The sequence below is a fragment of the Streptomyces sp. NPDC096040 genome (assembly GCF_040303265.1).
GTDB lineage: Bacteria > Actinomycetota > Actinomycetes > Streptomycetales > Streptomycetaceae > Streptomyces.
Genome location: NZ_JBEOTA010000022.1, coordinates 66,998 through 89,168, shown reverse-complemented (window position 1 = coordinate 89,168; position 22,171 = coordinate 66,998). Strand labels below are relative to the sequence as shown.

Here is a 22,171-nt window from a genome sequence, read left to right as displayed (position 1 = left end):
CGGAGGGGTGGATTCCCATTCCGGGGGATGGGGTTTTTACCGGAGCATTACCTGTGGTCGCTCAACCGTTCGAGGGGGAGAGGCGTGGGGTGGTCCGGTGGTGGACACAGTCCCGCGCCTGCCCCTCACGAGGCGCTTTACTCTCGTAGGCATGAATGCCCGCGCCGCTGCCCGCCCCGTGGGAACGGTGACGCGCGGGACCACCAACCCCAACCGGCTGCGCCGCATGGACCGGTGGATCGCCGCCACGCACGGCGCCGCGCTCCGTCGCACCGTTGAGCCCGTGGCCGTCGACCTCGGTTACGGCGCCGCTCCCTGGACCGCCGTCGAGCTGCTCGGGCGGCTGCGTACCGTCGCGCCGCGCGCGCGTGTCGTCGGGATCGAGATCGAGCCCGACCGGGTCGCCGCCGCGAAGCCGTACGAGCGCGCAGGGCTCGCCTTCCGGCACGGCGGGTTCGAGATCCCGCTCCCCGGGCGGCCGTTGCTCATTCGCGCGGCCAATGTGCTGCGGCAGTACGACGAGAGCGAGGTCGCCGCCGTCTGGGCGCGGCTGTGCGCACGGCTCGCGCCCGGAGGGCTGCTGGTCGAGGGGACCTGCGACGAGATCGGGCGGCGGCATGTGTGGGTCGCGCTCGGGCCCGAGGGGCCCCGGACGGTGACGTTCGCGACCCGGCTCGGCTCCCTGGAACGGCCGTCGGACCTCGCCGAACGGCTGCCCAAGGCGCTGATCCACCGCAATGTGCCGGGCGAGCCGGTGCACGCGTTCCTGCGGGACTTCGACCGCGCCTGGGCGGCCGCCGCGCCCTACGCCTCGTACGGCGCCCGGCAGCGGTGGATCCGGGCGGTGCGGGATCTGACCGGCGACTGGCCGGTAACGGACTCGGTGGCGCGCTGGCGGCAGGGGGAAGTGACGGTGACCTGGGGGGCGTTGGCGCCCTCGACCTGAGGGCGGCGGGTCCGGGAACGATCCCGGTGAGTCGTTCGTCACAAAGGCGGGGAGATCGTCGCGCTCGGGGGGAAACCGGGCAGGAATCCACCTGCCGTTACCTCTGTCGGTTTGCGGCGTGACATGGCACGATCCACCCCGAGTCGCAGGTTACTGACGGTTAATCAGTTTTTGGGGGGTCGGGTCATGGGACCGGACAAGTACGGCGTCCGGCCGGGCGGGCGTCGAGGGATCCTGACAGCGGCCGTGACCGTGGTCTGCGCGGTGACTGTCGCCGTGACCGTACTGGCCGCGCCCGGCACGGCGTTCGCGGCACCGAGCCCCACACCCTCCCCGAGCGGGTCCCCCAGCGCCTCCGTGACTCTCCCGCCGGACAAGGACCTTGAGGCCGTACGGGAGAAACTGGACGATCTCTACCATGACGCGGCCGTCGCCACCGACGCGTACAACGCCGCCGAGGAAGCCGCCGAGAAACAGTCCGCCGAGATCGTCGACCTGGCCAAGAAGATCGTCAGGGGGCAGCAGAAGCTCGACGGGTTGAAGGCGCGGGCGGGCCGGGCGGCAGCCGCCCAGTACCGCACCGGCGGGCTGCCGGACAGCGCCAAGCTGCTGCTGAGCGACAACCCCTCGCAGTTCCTGGACGGGGCCGGGCTGGTGCTCCAGGGCGAGCGGGCCACCAAGGGCCTGATCAGGGAACTGACCCGGACCCAGCAGGACTTGAAGCAGTACGCGGCGGACGCGGCCGACCAGTGGAACAGACTGGAGGCCGGCCGCAAGGCGAAGGCCGCCGCGAAGAAGAAGATCACGCAGCGGATCGCCGCCGCCGAGAAGCTCCAGTCGACGCTGGAGAAGAAGCAGAAGGAGCGGCTCGCCGAGCTGGAGCGGGAGGCCGCCTACAAGGCGCAGACCGCCTGGCTGGGCACCGGGATACTCGGCGAGATCCACGGCAAGGCGTCCGCGGCGGGCAAGAAGGCGGTCGCCTTCGCCACCGCCCAGATCGGCAAACCGTATGTGTGGGGCGCGGAGGGCCCGGACTCGTACGACTGCTCCGGACTGACCTCGCAGGCCTGGGCGAGCGCTGGGCAGCCGATCCCGCGCACCTCGCAGGAGCAGTGGAAACAGCTCAGGCACATCGACGTCAAGGACATGCGCCCCGGCGACCTGATCATCTATTTCGACGACGCCAGCCATGTCGCCATGTACATCGGCGACGGCGCGATCATCCAAGCCCCGCGCCCGGGGCGGACGGTGTCGATCGGCGGCGCCGGGACGATGCCGATCCTCGGCGTGGTAAGGCCGGACGCCTGACCTTCCCTCCGAGCGCTTCCTTTGCCTGTGATGTCCCTTTCGTGAGCTGCGTCATGTGACCCAGTACACGCCAACACCCGCTGAAACCCGGGCACCACGTGACCTTCGTCATCCCCGCCGGACGGCCGTTCTGTCCAACTGCGTTACGGCACGCGGCATATGCCAAAGGCCTGAGCCGGAGCGACGCGTCTCACACCATTCCGTTGCGGTGGCCAGTACCGCTATGGTCCCCGTCGGGTGGGTCGAGGTCCCTCGCCCCGCCATGCCCTCGGGGGGAGGGAAGGAACCCAACACGATGCCCGTACCCGTACCGCGGCAGAGAGCGATCCCGGCCGTGGAGAGTGGTCAGGCGCCGGTCGCCATGCCCGCACAGGGCGGCGGCCCCCTCAAGGAAGAGGCCAACCGCACGGAAGCCGTCGCCTCGAACAGCGGCGGCACCACTCTCACCATGCTGCTGATCGAGGACGATCCGTCCGGTTCGCCGATCCTGCCCGAGTTGCGGGACGCGTCCGGCAACTCGATCCGCGTCCGCACCGCCCGCAACCTCACCGAGGCCGAGCGGCTGCTGACCGACGACGTCCACTGCATCCTGCTGGACCTGGCGCTGCCGGCGCCGGGCCGCGCCGACGACGACGCCGACGAGCTCGCCGTGCTCAAGCACGTGCTCAAGCTCGCGCCCCGGCACGCCGTGCTCGCGCTCACCGCCTCCGGTGACGCCGAGCGCGGCGCCGAGGCCGTGCGCGTCGGCGCGCAGGACTACCTCTTCCGGGACGAACTGGACAGCCGGCTGCTGAGCCGCGCCATCCGCTACGCCGTCGAGCGCAAGCGTTCCCTCACGGTCGAGCGCAAGCTCGCGGAGGGACGGATGCGGGCGCAGGAGAACCGCCGCCTGGAGCGGGGCCTGCTGCCCACGCCGCTGCTGGACGGCTCCTCGCTGCGCTTCGCCGCGCGTTACCGCCCCGGCCGCTCCCGCGCGCTGCTCGGCGGTGACTTCTACGACACCGTGCGCACGCCCGACGGGACCGTGCACGCGATGATCGGCGACGTCTGCGGACACGGCCCGGACGAGGCCGCGCTCGGAGTGGAGCTGCGGATCGCCTGGCGTGCGCTGACCCTGGCGGGGCTGTGCGGCGACGAGCTGCTGGGCACGCTGCAGGAGGTGCTGGAGCACGAGCGGTCCGACGAGGAGATCTTCGCGACGCTCTGCACGGTCGACATAGCGCCGGACGGGCGCCGGGCCGGGCTGTGCCTGGCCGGGCATCCGGCACCGCTGATCGCCCGGCCCGGGCGGCCGGCGGAGCTGCTGCCGTACGACAACAACGGGCCGGCGCTGGGGCTGCTGCGGGGTGCCCGCTGGCCGCGGACGCAGGTGGAGCTGGGCGCCGAGTGGAGCCTGATGCTCTACACCGACGGGCTGATCGAGGGCCGCGTGGGCTCGGGCGGGGAGCGACTCGGTCAGGAGGGGATGGTCGAGATGGTGCGGCGGCAGCTGGCCGAGGGGCTGACCGGGGAGGCGTTGCTGCGGGCGGCGGTGAACGAGGTGCGGCAGCTCAATGGTGGCGAGCTGACGGATGACGTGGCGGTTGTGCTGCTGGACCGGGAGCGGGTGGTCTGAGCGGCAGCCCGCAGCGGGGGGCCTGATCGGCTGCCCGCGGTGGGGGTGCTGTCGTAGGCCGTCGAAGGGTCCGTTGTGGCTGGTCGCGCAGTTCCCCGCGCCCCTTTGGGGCGCGGGGAACTGGGCGTGTGCCTCAGCGGGCGCCCTCAGCGGGTGCGCGCCGCCCTCGCGAGGTCACCGGCCGCCGTTGTACGGGCCGTACGGGCCGTCGCTGCTGCTGCCTCCGCCGCGGCGGCCGAAGCCGCCTCCTGAGACCTGCCTAAGGGCCGGGCGGACGTCGACGAAGAAGACGATCGTGGCGACCAGGCCCGCCAGCTGGAGGAAGAGCATGGGCACCAGGAGGTTCACCACGACCGTGATGCCGAGGATGATCAGCCAGAACCCCTTGTTCTGCTTGCTGGCGGCCCGGTAGGCGTCGTCCCGGTAGAGCACGGCCATGACCAGCGCCACCACGGCGAGGACCAGCATGGCGAGGTAGAGCAGCCCCAGGAAACTCGAGAAGCCCTGCATCAGCACAACGTCCACCACCTGTTTCGGCTTGTTCCGACGCGGCCACCGTACCCGCTGGAGTTACCGCTACACCGATAACGGGCCGGACACCCGAGGAGTGCCCGGCCCGCGCGTCCCGTCGCGGTGCCCGTTACTTGGCCGGCGGGGTGGTCTTCTTGACCGGGGTCGCCTTGCGGGGCGCCGGGGCCTTCTTGGCGTTGGCGACCTTGGCGTTGGCGACCGGGGACTTCTTCATCGCGGCCGGCCTGGCCTCGGCGGCCTTCGGCTGCTCCGCCTTCTTCTCGTCGCCCCTGGCCTCGACCGGCTCGGGCTTGCCCTCGACGGCGATGGCCAGGTCCTCGATCTCGTCGGCGGCCTCGCCACGCCAGGTCTTCACGGCCTGCTCGCCGTGCTCGGCGACCTTCTCGTAGGTCTCGCGGGCCTTGACGGCGTACTCGGCGGCAACGCCGACCTGGCGCAGGGCGAAGTCCTGGGCGGACTCGCCGAGCTTCTTGAGGTCGCCGTCGAGGGAGACGATGAAGTCGTTGACCTTGGCCTGGAGGCTGGCCTGGGCCTCCTTGGCCTTGGCACCGGCCTCCTTGGCGCGGCTGGCGGCCTTCTCCTGCACGGCCTTCGGGTCGGCCTTGCGGACGGCATCGATACGGGCCGGGGCCTCGGTGCGCAGCTGCTCGACCAGGCCGGGGACCTTCCTGGCCTGCTGGAGGGCGAGGTCGGCGGTGCCGGCGGCGAAGTAGAGCGGAGTCGGGTCGCTGAGGGTCTTGCGCAGGTCGTCGGTGATGGCCATGGTGATGGTCCTCCCGGATTCACGTTCGGCTGAGGGTTTTGTGGTCCGCGGCGCGGCGGTCGGCGCGCTTGGCCGGCTCATCCGGCCGTCCGCCGCGGATCGGTCTCGCTGTCGGCGTCGCTGCCGGTGTCACTGCCGTCGCCCGCCATGCCGCCGGCCTCGCTGCCGGTGGCACTCGTGCTCTCCTCGCCCGACCCGAAGCCGTTCTCTTTCCGGAACGACTCGTAGATCTGGAGCAGCACCTGCTTCTGCCGCTCGTCGAGGGTGGGGTCGGCGAGGATGACCGCACGGGTCTCGACCTCGTTCAGATCCCGCTCGGCGTCGAGGATGCCGGCGCGGACGTACAGCGTCTCGGCGGAGATCCGCAGGGCCTTGGCGACCTGCTGGAGCACCTCCGCGCTCGGCTTGCGCAGCCCGCGCTCGATCTGGCTCAGGTACGGATTGGACACCCCGGCGGCATCGGCGAGCTGCCTGAGCGACAGTTGCGCGTTGCGCCGCTGTTCGCGCAGATACTCACCGAGATTGCCGACGTTGAGCGATGCCATGTCTCCACCCTGCCCCACCCTCGCTAACAATTGCAAGCACCCGCTTGCAAAAGTGTGTCGCGCCATACCCGGACGGCCGAGTCATGGCACTTGGCGGTCAGGACGGCTGCCGTACTCAGCCCCACCCCAGCCCCCCCGACCATCACCCCTCCCCCAGCACACTCCGGCAGGACGCCCGGGCCGGTTGGCTCAGCAGGGGCCGGAAGCGGGTGAACAGGGTGAGGAGATCGGCACCCCACTTCTCACGGAAGGACGGGTCCAGGCCGGCGAGGTCGAGTTCGTTGGCGGCCGTCAGTTCGGCGAAGTCCTGGCACAGCCGGGGCCCGGGGAAGCGGGCGCGGCCGGTGAACCGGTCGTGGACGGCGGCGTCGGCGTCCGTGAGGGCCGGATAGGTGGCCTTTCGGTCGCACGAGCCGTAGAGGTACACGAGGGCTTCGGCCTCCGCGCCGATCACCGCCGCGAGTTCGGCGCGGCGGCTCAGGGGCAGCAGGGCGGTGGGGAAGCCGTCGGTGCCGTAGAAGGCGTGGCAGAGGCCCGCGAGCCGGAGGACGGGGCGGGCGCCCCAGACGGCGAGTTGCTCCTCGACGCGCTGGAGGTGCGCGAGGAGAGTCCCTCCGGGGTGGGCGATCTCGGCGGCACCGAGGTCACGCAGGAGGGTGACGGCGGCCTGAGTGGGGGCAGCGGGGAGATCGGGCACGGTCGGGTTCCTTCCGTCGCGCGGGTCGGCACCCGTTCACGCCTTCGCCTCGACGCCGGAGGGGTTGCCGCCTGGGCCCGGTGCCGATCCTCCCGAGAGAACTGAACCCGGTCAATCCCATGGAGTTGTCGCCAGACCCGAGCCGAGCCTGGCCTGGGCCTACGCGCCGGAGAGTCAGCGGTGGGCCGCCAGCCAGGTCTCCAGGGCCCCGAAGTCCGCCTCCGTCAGCCCGAACTCATGGTCGACCCGGTGCAGCAGGGCGGGCCGGTGATGGTGGGTGGCGACCCACGCCCGGTCGGCCTCGGTGACCTCGTCGTCGATCCAGATGAACGGCCGCTCCCCCGCCCACTCCACCAGCGGCCGGGTCTTCCAGTGCAGCAGGGCGGGTGGCTCGTCCTCGTCCGGCCACTCCACGACGGGCAGCGGGGGCAGGCCCAGCCAGGGAGCGACGGTGGTGTTGGCGTCGTCCATCCAGGTGGTGGCCCAGACGAGCCGGCAGCCGAGTGCCGCGAGGCGCGGGCCCAGTGCCGGGTCGATGCGGGTGAGAAGGGGGTTAGGTGGGTTGTGGCCGGTCCCGTAAACCGGGTACGGGCGGCTCTCCGGGGCGCCGAAGGGGATGAGGGTGCCGTCTATGTCCAGGAAGAGGAGCATCGGGGACAGGATCCCTCAGAACGGCAGCGGCCTCGTGTGCACCACGTCCAGCCTCGACACCGCGCGGGTCAGCACCACGTACAGCCGGTGCAGCCCGCGTTCCTCGTCCTCCGCCACCGCCGCCGGTTCCACCGCCACCACATGGTCGTACTCCAGGCCCTTGACCAGGCTCGCCGGGACCACGGCCACCCTGGCGCCGAGCTGGTCGGGCTCCGCCGACTCGATCCCCGCGGCGGTGAGGGCGGCACGTACGCCGGCCACCTGCGTGGCCGCCGCCACGACGCCGACCGACCCCTCGCGGGCCAGGGCCTGCCGTACCGCGGTGACCGTGGCGGCGTGCACGTCCTGCGCCGGCCGGATGGTCAGCTCTCCGTCGGCGCGGTAGGACCTGGCCGGTGGCACGTCCGTGCCCAGGCGCTTGAGCAGCCGGTTCGTCAGGTCCACGACCGCCGCCGGGACACGGAACCCGGTGGTGAGCGGGACGACCGTGGCGTCCGGCTTGCCCAGGTGGTGCAGTACGGTCTCCCAGCGCCGCGCCGACCATGGTGTGGTGGCCTGGGCCAGGTCGCCCAGGACGGTGAGGGAGCCGAAGACGGCCCGGCGGGCGATCGCCCGGCACTCCATGGGAGAGAGGTCCTGGGCCTCGTCGACGACGATATGGCCGTAGCCCTCGGGGTGTTCGACGAGCCCCGCGATCTCGTCGAGGAGGACGAGGTCGGCCGGTGACCAGCGGGCGGACTTGTACGAGCGCGGCGGCCGCGGCCAGCGCAGGGCCTGCTGTTCGTCGGGGTCCAGGAGCCCCTCGGCCGCGCGCGCCAGCACCTCGCCGTCCGTGAGGAGTCCGGCCAGCACCTCCTCGGGGCGCACCTTCGGCCAGACGGTGTCGAGGCAGGCGCTCATCGCCCGCGACCGTTCGAGGCGGCGGGTCCAGGCGGCCGGCTGCGGCCCGGCCCGCCGTTCGGCCTGGAGCTGTACGGCCCGCATCGCCCGCCCCCGCACCCGTTCGCGCCCGACGGCGTACGGCGGTTCCTCGCGCCGTACCGCCGCGACGATCCGAGTCAGTGCGGCGGCGGACACCCGCCAGGTGTAGGTCCCGTCGGAGAGGGACAGGGGGTGGACGGCCTCGGTGGACACATGGGCGTACAGGGCGCGGCGCAGGAGCTCGGCCATCCGGGGGTCGTGCTTGAGCGCGGCGGCCCGGGCGGAATCGGTGCCGGTGGCCGGGTGGCGGGCGATCTCGTCGTGGAGGGTGGTCTGGCGTACGCCCGTCTCGCCCAGGGCCGGCAGCACCTCGGAGATGTAGGAGAGGAAGGTGCGGTTGGGGCCGAGGATCAGCAGGCCGGAGCGGCGGATGCGCTGGGGGTGGGTGTACAGGAGGTAGGCGGCGCGGTGCAGGCCGACGGCGGTCTTGCCGGTGCCCGGGGCGCCCTGGACGCAGACGGAGGCGGTGAGGTCGGCGCGTACCAGGTCGTCCTGGTCGGGCTGGATGGTGGCGGCGATGTCCCGCATGGGGCCGACGCGGGGCCGTTCGATCTCCTGGGCGAGGAGGGTGCCGGGGCCGGACTGGCCCGCGGTCAGTCGCTCGTCCTCCCAACCGGTGAGGTCGGCGGAGTCGCCGCGGCTGCCCGGGGCCCAGCCGAACCGGCGCCGTACCGCGACGCCCCGCGGTTCGTCGGGTCCCGCCTGGTAGAAGGCGCGGGAGACGGGGGCCCGCCAGTCGACGACCAGGGGCGGGGCGGTCGGCTCCTCGCTGATCCGCAGCCGGCCGATGCGGTAGCTCTGCCCGGCGTGCTCGCCGGAGTCGAAGTCCAGCTTGCCGAAGAACAGCGGGCCCTGGGGCAGCTCGCGCATCTCCTTGGCCCGGCTGCGCAGCCGGTAGCCGAGGACTTCGGCGTCGGCGCCGGAGGCGGAGACGTCCTCGCCGGTGACGACATGCTCGGCGGCGCCTTCGACCATACGGGCGAGGGCGGCTCGGCAGGTGTCGTGGTAGGCGCGTTCGCGGTCGAGTTCCTGCTGCATGGGAGCAGCGTAAACGAAAGAACGTGACCGAGTTAAATTTTTAACCAGGGAGGTCGGCGACCGCCCGCTCCAGCCGGTCGAAGGCCCGCTCAGCCGCCCGTACCGCGTCCGCCCGCACCTCCTCGACCCGCTCCCCGGCCGCGATCCGCCGCCAGTTGTCCTGCGCGAGGATCCGCTGTACGGCGATGATCTGGCCGGCGGCCAGCCGGGCGTCCAGGGTGCCGCCGAGGGCCTCGGCGAGCGCGGCCTCGGACCGCTCCAGATAGGTGTGCTGGCGGGCGACGAGGGTGGCGGTGCTGTTGAGGAGGGTGTGGAAGGCCAGGACCTGGGGGTGGTCGTTGAGCCCGGTGATCGGGTCGTTGCGCCGCAGGCCGTCGAGGAAGTGCTGCCGCAATAGGCGCACGGGTGAGTCCGCCCCGGCGACCAGCCGCGCGGCCTCCGTCTCGTGGTCGGCGATCCGGTGCAGGACCAGGTCCTCCTTGACCGGGAAGTACCGGAACAGCGTCGGCTTGGAGATACCGGCCGCGGCCGCCACCTCGGCGACCGACACCGCGTCGAACCCCTTCGCCAGGAACAGCCGTACGGCGATGTCCGACACGTCCTCGTACATCCGCCGCTTCTTGCGCGCGCGCAGACCCGTCTCACCCATGAGGCCGAGCCTACGCAGCGGGCGTCAGGCGAGGGCGCGGGTGAGGTCCTCCAGGCGCCGGCCCGGCAGGCCCAGGGAACCGGTCGCGGCCACCAGAGTCATGGCGTACGAGTCCACCGCACGGCGCACGTTCGGCGCGTCCAGGCCCGCGCCGGTGACCAGGCGGTCCAGGTCGACGTAGGCCGAGCGGACGATCTCGATCCAGCGGTAGACCCGCCAGTCCCGCTCCCAGTCACAGGTGAACCTCGAGTCCAGCCGGCGCTCCCAGCGGCGGAACATCCGGTCGCGGATCTCCGGCCGGGTCGGGGTCAGATGCATGTGCCGGACCAGGTCGTAGAGCGGGTCACCGACCAGGGCCATCTCCCAGTCGATGATGGTCAGGGCGAGCGCGTCGTCGCGACGGACCAGGTTCCAGGGGTTGAGGTCGCCGTGCAGCAGGGCCGGAGCGCGGTCGCTCACCCGATGCCGAGCGAGGATCTCGCGCAGCCGGGAGGCGTCGGGGAGGCCGAGGAAGCGAGCCAGCTGCTGGGACTCCCCGGGGAGGCTGGCGACCAGGCCGACGAGCTGGTCGCACAGCCAGCCGTAGGAGCCCTGCTCGCCCGCGACCGGGTCGACGTGGGTGTAGTCGACCTCGGTGAGCGCGGCCAACTGGTCGACGAGCACGTCGGCTTCGTGCGGGCGCAGGCCGTGCACGGGGTGGTCGGGTCTGCGGCCGAGGTCGCTCGGGCCCTCGTAGGTGTGGATGGCGAAGCGGTCTCTGGAGTACGCGCACAGGTAGCGCGCCCGCGTCTCCCCCAAGGCCAGCACGCGGGGCGCCGCCACCGCCACCCCGGAGCGCTCGATCGCCCGCAGCACGGCGTGCTCGCTGAGGTAGCTGCGCTCCAGACGGCGGAAGTGCGGCACCTTGCGGCGGACCACCACGGGGAAGTCGATGCCCGGCACCCGGATCACCGAGTTGAGGTGCGCGGTGCCCTTGAACACCTGGCCGGCCGGTGTCGCGCCTTCCAGGAACAGGGCAGCCCGCACCGCCGAGTGGGGGAAGTCGGGGCGCTCGGGGACCCGCCGGTCCTGCTTCCATTCGATGACGTCGGTGATCCGGCCGCGTGGGGCGGGGCCGTCGGCGGGCGTGGACGCCGCCCAGCGGAACAGGATCCGCTCGATCTCCCGGTCGCCCGGGACCGTGCGCAGCCGCAGTGGTTCGGCGGCCGCCTCCAGCGCGTGCCGGACGGCCGTTGTGGCCGCGTCCAGGCTGTGTTCCTCGAAGGACTCCTCCAGGGACCGCGCGGCCCGCATCACGTCCGGGTAGACGGACTGGGCGCGCTCGAAGTCCACGTAGTGCCGCAGGTCCTTGGTCGCCCCGTTGGTGGCGGCCGGCCGCACCGCGCGCATGGCCTCCGTCCACGCCTCGACGATTTCATCCCGCTGGTGGGCCGGGTACTGCATACGGACCAGGTGGGTCGCGAGATCGTGCAGGGGGTCGCCGAAGGTGGCCAGCTCCCAGTCGACGCAGGTGAGGGACGCATCGCCGGACTGAGACACGATGAGGTTGTCGCGGTGCAGGTCGGCGTGGAGAAGGCTGTACGGACGCCGGGTCATCCAGGGCACCCGGTCGGCAAACCGGAGAAGGGCGTCCTCAGGGATGCCCAGGGCGGCGAACAGCCATCCGAACGCCGACCCGTTGGCCTGCCGGACCTGGAGATCCGCCATCCGGGCCAGCGTCCGCAGGAAGGCCTGGCTGTCCGAGTGATTCCGGGGCCACATCGACGGCAGCGGTGGCAGCGCGGCACCGCGCACTTGGGTCATCTCGGCCATCAGCCGGGCCAGGGCCTTCAGCCGCACGGTGTCGACCGGCTTGCCGTTGGCACAGACGCTGGAGAGCGGAACTCCCTCCACATAGCTGTGGATGGTGAAGCGATTCCCCTCGAAGAGGCACTCGGGGACGTTGGGCAGCACGCCCTGGACCGCGCGCAGGATCCGCGCCTCGTTCGGCCAGGTCCGGATCACCACGGACAGAGCGTCGGGCCTGCGGACCCGGACGATGACCGCGGTCCCGGGCGCCCGGCCCAGCAGCCGGGCCACCGGCTCGTTCAACGGAAGGACGTAGTTCTGGTTGTGGAAGCCGCCGCTCGCCAGCCCCTGTTCCGCCGCATGCCCTCGGAACGCCTCGTACTCGTCGTCAAATAGAGGTCTGCCGGTGTCTCTCCCGCTCACGACCGGGGGGACAGGCGGTGCACCCACTGGTCGCTCCGGGGGTGGTACGCGCGCAATATCGCGTGGATCGGGCAGGGAAACGGTATTGCCAGGTGATGCACGACACGCCTCAAGGGACGGCGGAGTAACCCTGACGAATGAAGGGTCGTTCATCCGTATGGTCGCCCATCGGTACGGTCGTCCGAGACCGGCTCTTTTCGCCGTCTCTCATTCGCACGCGACCGAGCGGTTGCTCAGAGGACTCGCACTCTAGCGCAGCGGAGCCCCCTCCGGATCACGCGGATCCTGCGGCTGACAGGCGAGCAGCTTCCAGACCGACTCAAACCATCTGGTCGCGTTGTTGACGAAGGCCGAGCCCGCCGAGTCCGGATCCGTGTCCCGGACGTGATGGGTGAGAGTCGCTCCGAGACCCAGGACGTCCACGGCCTCCACCTCCGTCCCGTCCTCCAGGATCACCGTCCGCAGAATCGGCTCGTAGAAGCCGTGCAGGACCTCGTCATGGTTGATGACGTAGAGCTTGAAGGTCGGAGTGAGTTCAGTGTGGCGGATCTGCAAATCGACCGACGGCACCAGATTCTCGGTGCGGAGCTGGTCGAGGACCGTACGCAGCGAGCCGGTGTGGACCCGGGTGATGGCGTGCAGACGCCGCGGAAGACGTGGATCTTCCTGGTCGTCCTTGTTCCGGGGATAAGGCATGGCGAGCTTCTCGGCCGGGAGGATCATGCGCAGGGTGATCCTCCGGGGCGCGATGATGCGGGCCCGGATCCGCTCGGCCTGGACCCGGACATGGGCGTCCAGACTCTCCGAGGTCAACGTGGCGATGTCCAGGGCGACTTCGTCGCGCTCGAAGGCCTCGGCAATGAGCGGGCCCAGGGTCATCGGATGACGGGAGCGGGTGGCCCGGGGCGTGGAGGACTGTATGTGCTGGCGCCGCACGACCCGGGAGCCCTGGCCCTGCCGGGACTCGATCCAGCCTTCGGTGCGCAGGACGTGCAGCGCCCGCTGCACGGTGTCACGGGACACCCCGAATTCCTGCGCGAGCTTCTCTTGCGACGGCAGGAAGGAGTTCAGCGGATAGGCGCCATCGGAGAGCCGGACCCGGAGCTCGTCCGAGACCCGACGAACCGCACCGCCGCCCTCGTTCGTTCGCTTGGTCACACGCCGTACGTACCTCTTGGCGGCACCCGGCAAACAACTTCCCGTCAGGCTACCAGTCAACCAACTTCCCATGTTACTGGATCTAGTTGACTGGGAAATTCTGCACTGAGCAGTCAACTCTTCAGTCAACCGGTCGACTTGAGAGGTTGACCGGGATCCGCGATACAAGGGGGGTGGAAAGCCGTGACTGTCCACGTGTTAGGGATCGGCGTACAGATCGACGATCTCAGTCAAATGGCCTTCTGGGCCGCGAGTTTACTGGCGTCCCTGGCGGCCTGGGCCCGCAGGCGCCGGCGGCGGGTGCGCGGACCGCGCCCTATTGCCGCACCAGCGTCAGCAGCGGCTCCAGCGACCCCACGACGCACCCCGCCCCGGCCTCGGTCAAAAGCTTGGCTTTCCGTGCGTTACGCGCGTAGCCCAGGAACGGCACCCCCGCCCTCCGGGCCGCCTCCAGGTCGGTGGGGGAGTCGCCGATCATCAGGGCCGCGCCGGGGGCGGCGCCCATCGCGCTGAGGGCGCGGTTGAGGCAGTGCGGGTCGGGCTTGAGGTGCTGGAGGTCCTCGGTGCGGCCGTAGATGTGCGGGTGGAAGCAGGAGATGAGCTCGCGCTCCTCCAGATAGGCGCGAACCACCCGCGGGGAGTTGTTGCTGGTGATCGCCATGCGGGCGCCGCGCGCCCGCCAGGTCTGTATGAGGATGTCCGCGTACGCCGTGGGCATCGCGGTCGCCGTGGCCCTCAGCTCCTCCTTGGTGAGACGTTCCTCCAACTCGGCGACCAGGTCACTGCCACGGTGCCTGCGGTCCACCGCGCGCAGCACGAGGTGCGGGTCGAGGGAGTCGCGCTCGGTGTCGGTCACCAGGCCGCGCAGGCCCCGGCCGGCCAGCCACTGCACCAGGTCGTCGGCCACCCGCGCCGCCGAGTGGCCCGCGAACAGGCGGCAGATCGGTCCGTCGAAGTCCCACAGGACCACTCGGGCACGAGTGATCAGGTCCCGTAGCCTCTCGGTCTCGTGCGCCGTCTCTTCCGTCACCGTTTCCGTCTGCGTCGTATCAGAAGTCACTAGGAGAGTGTCAGGTCCGTGGTGATGGTTTCCCAGAGGGCGTCGAACCACTTCTGCGATTGCTCCACGAACGCGGCGTCCCGGTGACCTGCCCGCTTCTCGAAGGAGAAGAGCAGGGACTCGGAACCGACGGCGTCGTACATGTCCAGCGGTCCGCTGTCGGTGAGCTCCTCGCGGCGCATGACCATGTAGTACCCGAACAGCGCCTCCGCGCCGTTGAGCAGATACAGCTTGGCCGGCGGGGTGAACGGCAGGGCCCGGAAGGTGACGTCCACGTCGATCTTGTGGGTGGAGCGCAGGGACTGGAGATTGTAGCGGAGGACCTGGCCCTGGGCGTTGCGCATCTCGAGCCAGCGGCGGTGCACGACGTCGTCGTTGCCCTCGACCGGAACCGGGAAGGCGAGGTTGATGTCGCGGCCGGGGAGCAGCACGCGGACGTCGATGCTCTCGGGGCGGATCCGGCCCTCGTGGATCAGGCGCAGAGGCTCGGCGAGCGCCGGCAGCAGGCTCTGGGCGGTGAGGCAGGCGGCGTCGATACGGACGTGCGGGGCGGCGAACGCCTCCGTCATACGGGGGCCGAGGCCGACCATCGTGGGCTGGGGCTCGTCATGGGGCCGTGGGCCCGGCTCGGCGATGCGGGGTGGACTGCCCTTGCTGACGTTGCTGAGAAGACCGTCGTCCTGCAGCGCCCGCACGGCCTGGCGTACGGTACCCCGTTCCACGCCGAACTCCTCGGCCAACTCGGCCTGCGTGGGCAGCCGATCGCCCGCCTTGAGGTCGCCCTTGCGGATGCGTTCCCGCAGGGTGTCGGCGATCTCCTTGGGCGTGAGCCTGCTTGCGCCGTTCACTGCCACGTTCTCCTGAGTCACGACCAAACGCTACAACTCCGAGTTATTTGGCGGGAGTTGTTTGAAAGTTGTTTATAAGTCTCAACCAACTGGGGACAACTTAAGCATAGTTGGTAACCAACTTGGTTGAGTTGGTGGAAGCTTTGCTTCCCGACGATGGGGGAACCGCCATGCCTGCCGCCCTCGCACTTCTCTCCGCCGTCTTCGTCTTCGGCTTCGAACAGATCATCCAGTCCAAGTACGGTGCCACTGGCATTATCGGTCTGCTCCTGCTCACCGTGGGGATCAAGGCCAAGAGCCCGGCGGTCAGCTCCGTCGGCGCGGTCGTGCTCGCCCTGCTGCTCACCGGTCCCGCGCTGTGAGGAACACCTCGGTGAGGACCAACAGGACTAAGCCGTCAGCTGCAACTCCGAACTGATCGTCTCCCACAGGGCGTTGAACCACAGCGTGGACTGCTCCACGAACGTGGTGTCCCGCAGCCCCGCGCCCTGCTCGAACGCGAAGAGCATCGACCGCGTGCCCTCGGCGTCGTACGTCTGCAGGTGCTCGTGGTCGATCTCCCGCTCGTGGCGCCCCAGCGTGTAGTACGCGAACAGCGCCTCCACCCCGTTGAGCAGATACAGCTTGACCGGCGGGGTGAACGGCAGGGCCCGGAAGGTGACCCGCACGTCGATGCCGTGGGTGGCGCGCAGCGCCAGCAGGTTGTGCCGGAGCACCTGGCCCTGGGCGTTGCGCTGGGCCAGCCAGCGGTTGTGCACCGCGTCCTCGGCCGAGGCGTCCAGCGCCGTCGGGAACGCGAGGTCGATGTTCCGGCTCGGCAGCAGCACCCGGACGTCGATCTTGGCCGGTTCCAGGCGCCCCGCGTGGATGAGCCGGAGCGGTTCGCCGAGCGCGAGGTTGAGGGAGACCGAGGTCAGACAGAGCGCGTCGATCTCCACCCGCGGGGCCGCGAAGGCCGCCTCTATCCGCGAGGCGAGGGCCACCATGGTGGGCTGGGGGTCCGCCGCCGGGCCCACGGCGAGCCGTACCGGGCCCGGATCAGGGGCGACCGTCGCCGGCGCGCCCTTCGATACGTTGGTGAGAAGGTGCTCCGACTGAAGGATGCGCAGCGCCTCCCGTACGGCCCCCCGCTCGACACCGAACTCGTCGGCCAGCTTGGCCTGTGTGGGCATGCGCTGGCCCGGCCGCAGCACCCCTGACCTGATCCGGGTGCGCAGCGCGTCGGCCACCGCGTGGTGTGACGCCTGAGGCCGATGTGACCTCTCCCGCCCATTGGCGGAGGCGTGTTCCGCGTCCACGGACAAACAGTACAACTTCCCGCCATCTTTCGGCAGTTCACGGGAAGGTGGTTATGAGTCGCTTCCAAGCGGAGATAAGTACAGAGGAGTTGGCCACCAACTTCTGCAACATGGTCACACTTCCCCGGCGGTTGGCCGACAGGGTTCCCTTCCGGAGGGGAGCCGGGAGCCCGTTCCACCAGGGCGGCCGCCGAGGCGCACGACCACCGCACAGCACCTGAGCACAGTCACAACTGAACATCGACAACTGAACACCGACAACTGAATACCCACCAACTGAACACAGGCAGATCCGCACAGCCACAACTTCACAGCTCGCTACGGATGAGCACATCTGGACAAGGTGATTCAGGCACCGCCGCCGGAAGGAAGGAGACCGTCTCAGAAGATGTCCGGGCACCAAGGACGCCCGGACGTGCGCAACAGGGCGTCGGCCTTCCGGACGGCGCCCACTCGCGCTTCCTGGACCCGGCCGAGGGCGTGCAACCGCGCCACGGACTGGTCGCCGAGCCAGACACTGGCCAACTCCGCGATGTCCAGGGTGATTTCAGGAGCGTCGGTGGTCGGGACGCAGGACGCCTGCGCGGGGGAGGTGTCCAGCCGGAACCGCCCGCCGGCCAGCCCCTGCCGGTCCACCACCTCAAGCACCAGCGACCCCGCCGTCTCGTACGTCCGCGCCTGAAGGGCCCGTACGACGTCCAGGATCCGCACCCACAGCCAGTCCGCCTGCGTGACGATCCGCGCGGCGCGCGGGTCGGGCAGGTAGTACGGCAGCAGGTCGTCCGGCGACCGCCAGCCGCTCTTCACCTTGGTGATCCAGTCGATCGAGCACAGGTAGTGCCACAGGGCGCGCTCGGCCGCCGGCGTGGCGCCGAGCAGCCAGTTCACGGTGGCCGTGTCGTCCGGCTGCTTGCCGTGCCAGGTGTCGTCCGCCTCGTACGCCACCAGCCCCTCGACCTCGCCGTCCGCCGACCGGTACACCGCGTGGAACGGCTCCTTCCAGTCGGTCTCGAAGCGGACCGCGCCGGTGCGCAGCTGCCACCACAGCTCACTGCGGCTGACCGCGCCGGGCGTGCCGCGGCGGATGCGTTCGTGCAGGTCGGGGCCGAGCTTGCGGACGTCGTCGCCGTCGACGAGGTCGATCCGGCCGCCGTCCTCGGGGCCCGACCAGCGGGAGCCCAGACCCGTGCGCCCGATCTCGACCGTCCACTCCGTCAGCGTGGTCGCCGGGCCGAAGCCGTAGCGGCCGTAGATCGGGTACTCGGCGGCGATCAGGGTCGCGACCACGTCTCCGCGCTCCTTCGCCGCGGCGAGGTCCTGGCTCATCATGCGGGTGAGCAGGCCGCGGCGGCGGTGGGTGGCGGTGACCGTGACGTTGGAGATGGCGTCGGCGGGGACGCTCGCCCCGCCGACGGTGGTCAGCTCCTGGGCGAAGGAGCGGAACGTTGCCACGCAGCGGGGGCCGTCGAAGGCGCCGAGGAGTCTGCCCGGCACGAACTGCCTGCGGCGGGCTTCGAGTTGGTCTGCCGTGAGGGTGGGCTGTTGCAGGAAACCGGTGTTCAGGGCCCGGTGCCAGTCTGCCAGCTCGGGTTCGGTTATGGGGCGGACTTCGACGGCGTCGGTCATGACAGCACGGTATGTGCTTGACGGGGGTGGTGCGGATTTATTTTTGGGCGCGGGTGCGTGGGGGTTGTCGCGCCCACGCGGCGGAGCCGCACATCGATACAGCCCCGCGCCCCTGAAGGGGCGCTTCAGCGTTATGTCAGCAGATCGTCGACCTGGGCTTCGCCCTCCCGGTATCTGCGGGCGATCTCCCCGCTCGAATCGTCCGCCGTCCGCTGCAGGCGCTGCCTCCGTCGCGACACTGCCTGCTCGTACCGCACCAGCCTGCCCATCGCCGTCGTGAGTTCCGTGTCCGTGCGGGCCTCCAGGTCGGACAGCTCGACCTCGGCCAGCATGTCGGCGGCCAGGCGGCCGTACTCCTCGTTGTGCGGGGTGCCCAGGGTGACATGGCGGGCCGAGGAGCGGTGGCGGGCCGGGCCGTCGGTCAGGATCTCCGGGAGGCGGTCCACGACGGCGGCCGCGCCCGCCGGGGAGCGGCGGGCCAGTTCCGCTCGCAGGATGTCGATACGGCCCTGGAGCAGTCGTCGTACGTAGCTGAGGTCGGCCTCGTCGCGCTGCGCGTCCCGGCGCAGGACGCGCAGTTCGGGCAGGCTCAGGCAGGTCAGGTCGTGCTCGGGCGGCTCCGCGGGCAGTGGGATGCCCTCGCCGCGTTGTGCGGGCGGCCGGGGCAGGCTCTGCGCGCTCTGCGTGCCCTGTGTCTTCAGTCGCCCGGTGCTCGGTGTGCTCATACGTCTCTACCGTCCCCTCGACCGGCGTGTGGAAGCATGGTGCCACCCCAAGTGGCCACAATGTGACCGAGTGCCCCCGAACGGCCCTAGATATGGGCTTAAGGATCAATAATGGACCCCCTACGGGGGCGGTCGGGGCACCGGGCATGATGGTCCGCATGCGAGCGGTGGTTCAGCGGGTGGACGGCGCCAGTGTCGTCGTGGACGGCGAGACGGTCGGCGCGATCGAGGGCGAGGGCCTGTGTGTGCTCGTGGGCGTGACCCACGACGACACGAAGGAGAAGGCGGCCCAACTCGCCCGGAAACTGTGGTCGATCCGGATGCTGGCCGAGGAGAGGTCGTGCAGTGACATCGATGCGCCGTTGCTGGTGATCAGCCAGTTCACGCTGTACGGCGATGCGCGCAAGGGTCGGCGGCCGACATGGAACGCGGCGGCGCCCGGCGACGTCGCCGAGCCGCTGGTGGACGAGGTGGTAGCGCAGTTGCGGACCCTGGGGGCGACCGTGGCGACCGGGCGGTTCGGGGCGCAGATGCGCGTGTCGCTGACCAACGACGGGCCGTTCACCGTGCTGCTGGAGATGTGAGCAGCTCCCGGCAGTCGCGGGCCAGGCCCGCCATGCCGAGTTCCTCCGCCGCGCCGAGCGCGGTCCTGGCCAGCTCTTGGGCGGTGGCGCGGGCGGCCGGGGAGCCGGTGCGCAGCCGGGCGCGGGCCTCGTCGAGGCGGAGCCGGGCCATCTGGGCCGGATAGCGCTGCGCGAGGCGTACGGCCCGGCCCAGGTGCCCGAGGGCCGTCTCCGGTTCGCCGGCGACCAGGGCGAGCAGCGCGCTGAAGCGGGCGGCGGGCCCCAGCAGGACGGTGGGCCAGCCGGCCAGGACCAGTTCGTCGCCGTGCGCGTCGAGGAGGGCGCGCAGCGGTGGGACGTACGCGGACAGTTCGCTACGGCGGTCCGTGCGCTCCGCCAGTTCGGCGCAGACCTGGGCGAGGACGGCCGCGGTGGGCAGGGCCCAGCCGCTCGGCGGGAGGCGGGTGAACCCGTCGGTGTCGGCGGCGAACGCCCGTAACTGGTCCACGGCCTGTTCGTACCGCCCGGTCTCGCACAGGGCCAGGGCCAGGCCCGCCCGCCACACCGGGAAGTAGCCGCGCTGCTGGACGCCCGCCATGCGCGGGGAGGCGAACAGCTCGGCCAGCCGGCCCTGTTCGTGCCGCAGCCAGAACTCCTGGCCGAGCACGGTCTGGCCGAGGGTGTCGGCGGGCATCGAAAGGCCGGCCTCCATCGCGGCCGCCACCTCCCCGGCCTCCCCGAGGATCCACTCCGCGGCGGCGGCGAACTCGCCGCGCCACAGGCTCATCAGGGCGTCCAGGGTGCGCTGCTGCCAGTAGGCGAGCCGGCTGCGGTGCCGGGCCGCGTACGCGCGGTGGAGGTTGATGGTCGCCTCGGCGGCGGGCACCCGGCCGGTGCGGAGCTGGTCGATGGCGAGGGCGACCAGTGCCTCGCCCTGGAAGTAGGCGGAGTGGGAGCGTACGGCGAGGTCGCGGAGTTCGCTGGAGAGGGCGAGCAGTTCGCGGGCCGGTGCGAAGTCGTACAGCGCCCAGCGGGTCTCGGTCAGTACCTCGCAGCGGGCCTCGTCGCCGATCTGTCCGGGGGCACGGCGGCCGAGTTCGCGTAGCTCGGCGAGGGTCTGGCGAGCCAGCCGGGCGCCGGTGCGGGGTTCGGCTCCGGCCATCGCGGTGTCGTAGCCGATGGCCATGGCGAGCTTCTTGGACCGGTGGGCGGAGAGCTGGAGACGCAGTTCCACGGCGGGCGGGTCCTCGCGGTCGGCCAGCGCGGCCAGGCAGGCGTCGATACGGAAGAGCAGGTCGCGGTCGACCTGCCCGGGGTCCGACCAGCGGCGGGCGCTGCGGACGACGGCGTAGGCGCGGGCCTGCTCGTCGCCGCCGGCGGCCTCGTAGGCGGCCTGGTAGTGCCGGCCCGCCTCGTACATCTCGCCGAGGAGATGGCGGGTGTCGCCGCGCCGGATGTGCTGGTCGAACCTGGCGCCGTAGCCGCTGGGGCTCGGTCGGGCGGCCGGGGCCGGGCGGTCCGGACTCGGCCGGCGTACGGGCTGGTCGCCCCTGTCCCGTCTTCCGTCGCGTCCCTCGTCCCGTCGTCTCCCGTCGCGTCCCTCGCCCCCTCGCCTCTGGTGCTGTTCGGGTCCGGGCGGCAGCAGGGCGAGCAGGGCGCCGTCGGCCCGCAGCGCGGCGTCGCAGCGCTCGGCCAGCAGCCGGCCGGGCGGCCGCAGGCCGTTCTCCACCCGGCTGAGGTAGCTCTTGCTGTAGTGAACCCGTCTGGCCAGCTCGGCGAGGGAGAGTTCGGCAGCCTCCCGGCGCACGCGCAGCGCCTCGGCGAACTCCTCCTGCGGTGTCAAGGCGCCTCCCCCCGAGGGCACGCCGCTCAACGGGTCGAACACGTGCACACCGTGTTCAAGTGGTCGCCCCCCGTTGCCGATTATGGGGTGTCAACGGCATATCCGCAGGGTGCTTCCGGGATCCTCAGGATCCCGGGTCCCTACGGTTCGACGATCACTTCCTGTGCCGCCGCCGTGTCGCCCGCGACCAGCCGGGCGTCCAGCGGGATGTTGCGCTTGACCAGTGCCAGGGCCACCGGACCCAGTTCGTGGTGGCGTGCCGACGTGGTCACGAAGCCGACCCGGCGGCCTTCCTCGCCGTCGTCCGCCAGCCGGATCTCCGTGCCGTGCGGCGGCAGGTGCACCTCGCTGCCGTCCAGGTGGAGGAAGACCAGGCGGCGGGGCGGCTTACCGAGGTTCTGCACCCGGGCCACGGTCTCCTGGCCCCGGTAGCAGCCCTTCTGCAGATGCACCGCCGTGCCGATCCAGCCCAGCTCGTGCGGGATGGTGCGGTGGTCGGTCTCGAAGCCGAGCCGGGGGCGGTGGTGTTCCACCCGGAGGGCCTCGTACGCCAGGAGCCCGGCGGCGGGGCCCGCCTTCTCCGCGTACGACTCCAGTTCGGCGCGGGGCAGGAAGAGATCACGGCCGTACGCCGTCTCGCGTACGACGGCACCGTCCGGGGGCTCGGCGATCGAGCCGGCGGGCAGGTGCACGACCGCGAAGTCGCCCGTGCGGTCGGCGACTTCCACCCGGTAGAAGAACTTCATCGACTCCAGGTAGGCGATCAGCGCCTCGGCGGTGCCGGGCTCCACATGGGCCCAGACCGTCGTACCGTCGTCGACCAGGTACAGCGCGTGCTCGATGTGGCCGTGCGCGGAGAGCACCAGCGCTTCGGTGGCCTCGCCGACGGGCAGGTCGCTGACGTGCTGGGTGAGCAGGAGGTGCAGCCAGCCGAGACGGTCCTCGCCGGTGACGGTGACGACACCGCGGTGCGAGAGATCCACGAAACCGGCGCCGTCGGCGAGGGCGCGCTGCTCCCGGAACAGGTCGCCGTAGTGGGCGGCGACGCCTTCGTCCACGCCCTCGGCGGGCACGGCGCCGGACAGGGTCAGCAGGGGGCTCTTCATATGCGTAAG

The 22,171-nt window shown here is 71.0% G+C and carries 21 protein-coding genes; 5 read left to right on the top strand and 16 right to left on the bottom strand.

Annotated features, from left to right (window positions below):
- Positions 1-151: 151 nt before the first annotated feature.
- The 3 genes from ABTY98_RS28295 to ABTY98_RS28285 all read left to right on the top strand — a co-directional run bounded on the left by ABTY98_RS28295 (position 152) and on the right by ABTY98_RS28285 (position 3,869).
- A complete protein-coding gene (locus ABTY98_RS28295; RefSeq protein WP_352223831.1) occupies positions 152-946 on the top strand; it encodes a class I SAM-dependent methyltransferase in 795 nt (264 codons plus the stop codon).
- Between the two features lie 186 nt (positions 947-1,132).
- Complete coding sequence (locus ABTY98_RS28290) at positions 1,133-2,254, top strand: C40 family peptidase (RefSeq protein ID WP_352223830.1); 1,122 nt, start codon at positions 1,133-1,135, stop codon at positions 2,252-2,254.
- A 295-nt stretch (positions 2,255-2,549) separates the two neighbouring features.
- On the top strand, positions 2,550-3,869 hold the full coding sequence (locus tag ABTY98_RS28285) for a PP2C family protein-serine/threonine phosphatase (protein ID WP_352223828.1): 1,320 nt from the start codon (positions 2,550-2,552) through the stop codon (positions 3,867-3,869).
- Between the two features lie 174 nt (positions 3,870-4,043).
- Here ABTY98_RS28285 and ABTY98_RS28280 read toward each other — a convergent pair whose 3' ends face one another.
- From ABTY98_RS28280 to ABTY98_RS28230, 11 genes are all read right to left on the bottom strand, one after another.
- Positions 4,044-4,379, bottom strand: coding sequence for a DUF2516 family protein (locus tag ABTY98_RS28280; protein ID WP_502994376.1), 336 nt, complete (start codon positions 4,377-4,379; stop codon positions 4,044-4,046).
- Positions 4,380-4,509: 130 nt separating this feature from the next.
- Entirely contained in the window at positions 4,510-5,163 is a 654-nt protein-coding gene (locus ABTY98_RS28275; RefSeq protein ID WP_352223827.1) for a hypothetical protein, read from the bottom strand.
- A gap of 77 nt (positions 5,164-5,240) precedes the next feature.
- Positions 5,241-5,708: a helix-turn-helix domain-containing protein gene (locus tag ABTY98_RS28270; RefSeq protein ID WP_352223825.1), complete on the bottom strand. Its 468-nt coding sequence runs from the start codon at positions 5,706-5,708 to the stop codon at positions 5,241-5,243.
- Positions 5,709-5,850: 142 nt separating this feature from the next.
- A complete protein-coding gene (locus ABTY98_RS28265) occupies positions 5,851-6,405 on the bottom strand; it encodes a DUF6817 domain-containing protein (protein WP_352223824.1) in 555 nt (184 codons plus the stop codon).
- Positions 6,406-6,579: 174 nt separating this feature from the next.
- Entirely contained in the window at positions 6,580-7,056 is a 477-nt protein-coding gene (locus ABTY98_RS28260) for an HAD domain-containing protein (protein ID WP_352223823.1), read from the bottom strand.
- A gap of 15 nt (positions 7,057-7,071) precedes the next feature.
- The gene (locus ABTY98_RS28255) at positions 7,072-9,075 is read right to left on the bottom strand and encodes a HelD family protein (protein WP_352223822.1); all 2,004 of its coding nucleotides are present in this window, start codon (positions 9,073-9,075) and stop codon (positions 7,072-7,074) included.
- 40 nt (positions 9,076-9,115) lie between these two features.
- Entirely contained in the window at positions 9,116-9,724 is a 609-nt protein-coding gene (locus ABTY98_RS28250; RefSeq protein ID WP_352223821.1) for a TetR family transcriptional regulator, read from the bottom strand.
- Between the two features lie 24 nt (positions 9,725-9,748).
- On the bottom strand, positions 9,749-11,935 hold the full coding sequence (locus ABTY98_RS28245) for a phosphotransferase family protein (protein WP_352223820.1): 2,187 nt from the start codon (positions 11,933-11,935) through the stop codon (positions 9,749-9,751).
- Between the two features lie 249 nt (positions 11,936-12,184).
- Positions 12,185-13,093, bottom strand: coding sequence for a winged helix-turn-helix domain-containing protein (locus ABTY98_RS28240; RefSeq protein WP_352223819.1), 909 nt, complete (start codon positions 13,091-13,093; stop codon positions 12,185-12,187).
- 316 nt (positions 13,094-13,409) lie between these two features.
- Positions 13,410-14,123 (bottom strand): HAD family hydrolase, encoded by a 714-nt coding sequence (locus ABTY98_RS28235; protein ID WP_352223818.1) that lies wholly within the window; start codon positions 14,121-14,123, stop codon positions 13,410-13,412.
- A 29-nt stretch (positions 14,124-14,152) separates the two neighbouring features.
- Positions 14,153-15,028, bottom strand: a complete 876-nt coding sequence (locus ABTY98_RS28230; RefSeq protein WP_352223817.1) for a GntR family transcriptional regulator — start codon at positions 15,026-15,028, stop codon at positions 14,153-14,155.
- 143 nt (positions 15,029-15,171) lie between these two features.
- Between ABTY98_RS28230 and ABTY98_RS28225 the strand changes: the two genes are divergently transcribed.
- A complete protein-coding gene (locus ABTY98_RS28225; protein WP_352223816.1) occupies positions 15,172-15,363 on the top strand; it encodes a hypothetical protein in 192 nt (63 codons plus the stop codon).
- Positions 15,364-15,390: 27 nt separating this feature from the next.
- Here the strand turns inward: ABTY98_RS28225 and ABTY98_RS28220 are convergent, their stop codons facing one another.
- The 3 genes from ABTY98_RS28220 to ABTY98_RS28210 form a co-directional block, all read right to left on the bottom strand.
- Positions 15,391-16,305, bottom strand: a complete 915-nt coding sequence (locus tag ABTY98_RS28220; RefSeq protein WP_352223815.1) for a winged helix-turn-helix domain-containing protein — start codon at positions 16,303-16,305, stop codon at positions 15,391-15,393.
- Positions 16,306-16,680: 375 nt separating this feature from the next.
- Positions 16,681-17,925 carry a GNAT family N-acetyltransferase gene (locus ABTY98_RS28215; protein WP_352223814.1) on the bottom strand — a complete coding sequence of 415 codons (1,245 nt, stop codon included), beginning with the start codon at positions 17,923-17,925 and terminating at the stop codon, positions 16,681-16,683.
- Positions 17,926-18,056: 131 nt separating this feature from the next.
- Positions 18,057-18,650, bottom strand: a complete 594-nt coding sequence (locus tag ABTY98_RS28210; protein ID WP_352223813.1) for an RsiG family protein — start codon at positions 18,648-18,650, stop codon at positions 18,057-18,059.
- A 158-nt stretch (positions 18,651-18,808) separates the two neighbouring features.
- Between ABTY98_RS28210 and dtd the strand changes: the two genes are divergently transcribed.
- Positions 18,809-19,234: a D-aminoacyl-tRNA deacylase gene (dtd, locus tag ABTY98_RS28205; RefSeq protein ID WP_352223812.1), complete on the top strand. Its 426-nt coding sequence runs from the start codon at positions 18,809-18,811 to the stop codon at positions 19,232-19,234.
- Here dtd and ABTY98_RS28200 read toward each other — a convergent pair.
- Positions 19,212-21,056: a helix-turn-helix domain-containing protein gene (locus ABTY98_RS28200; RefSeq protein ID WP_352223811.1), complete on the bottom strand. Its 1,845-nt coding sequence runs from the start codon at positions 21,054-21,056 to the stop codon at positions 19,212-19,214. The genes dtd and ABTY98_RS28200 overlap by 23 nt on opposite strands.
- A gap of 140 nt (positions 21,057-21,196) precedes the next feature.
- Positions 21,197-22,162, bottom strand: a complete 966-nt coding sequence (gene ygfZ / locus ABTY98_RS28195; protein WP_352223810.1) for a CAF17-like 4Fe-4S cluster assembly/insertion protein YgfZ — start codon at positions 22,160-22,162, stop codon at positions 21,197-21,199.
- Between the last annotated feature and the right edge of the window lie 9 nt (positions 22,163-22,171).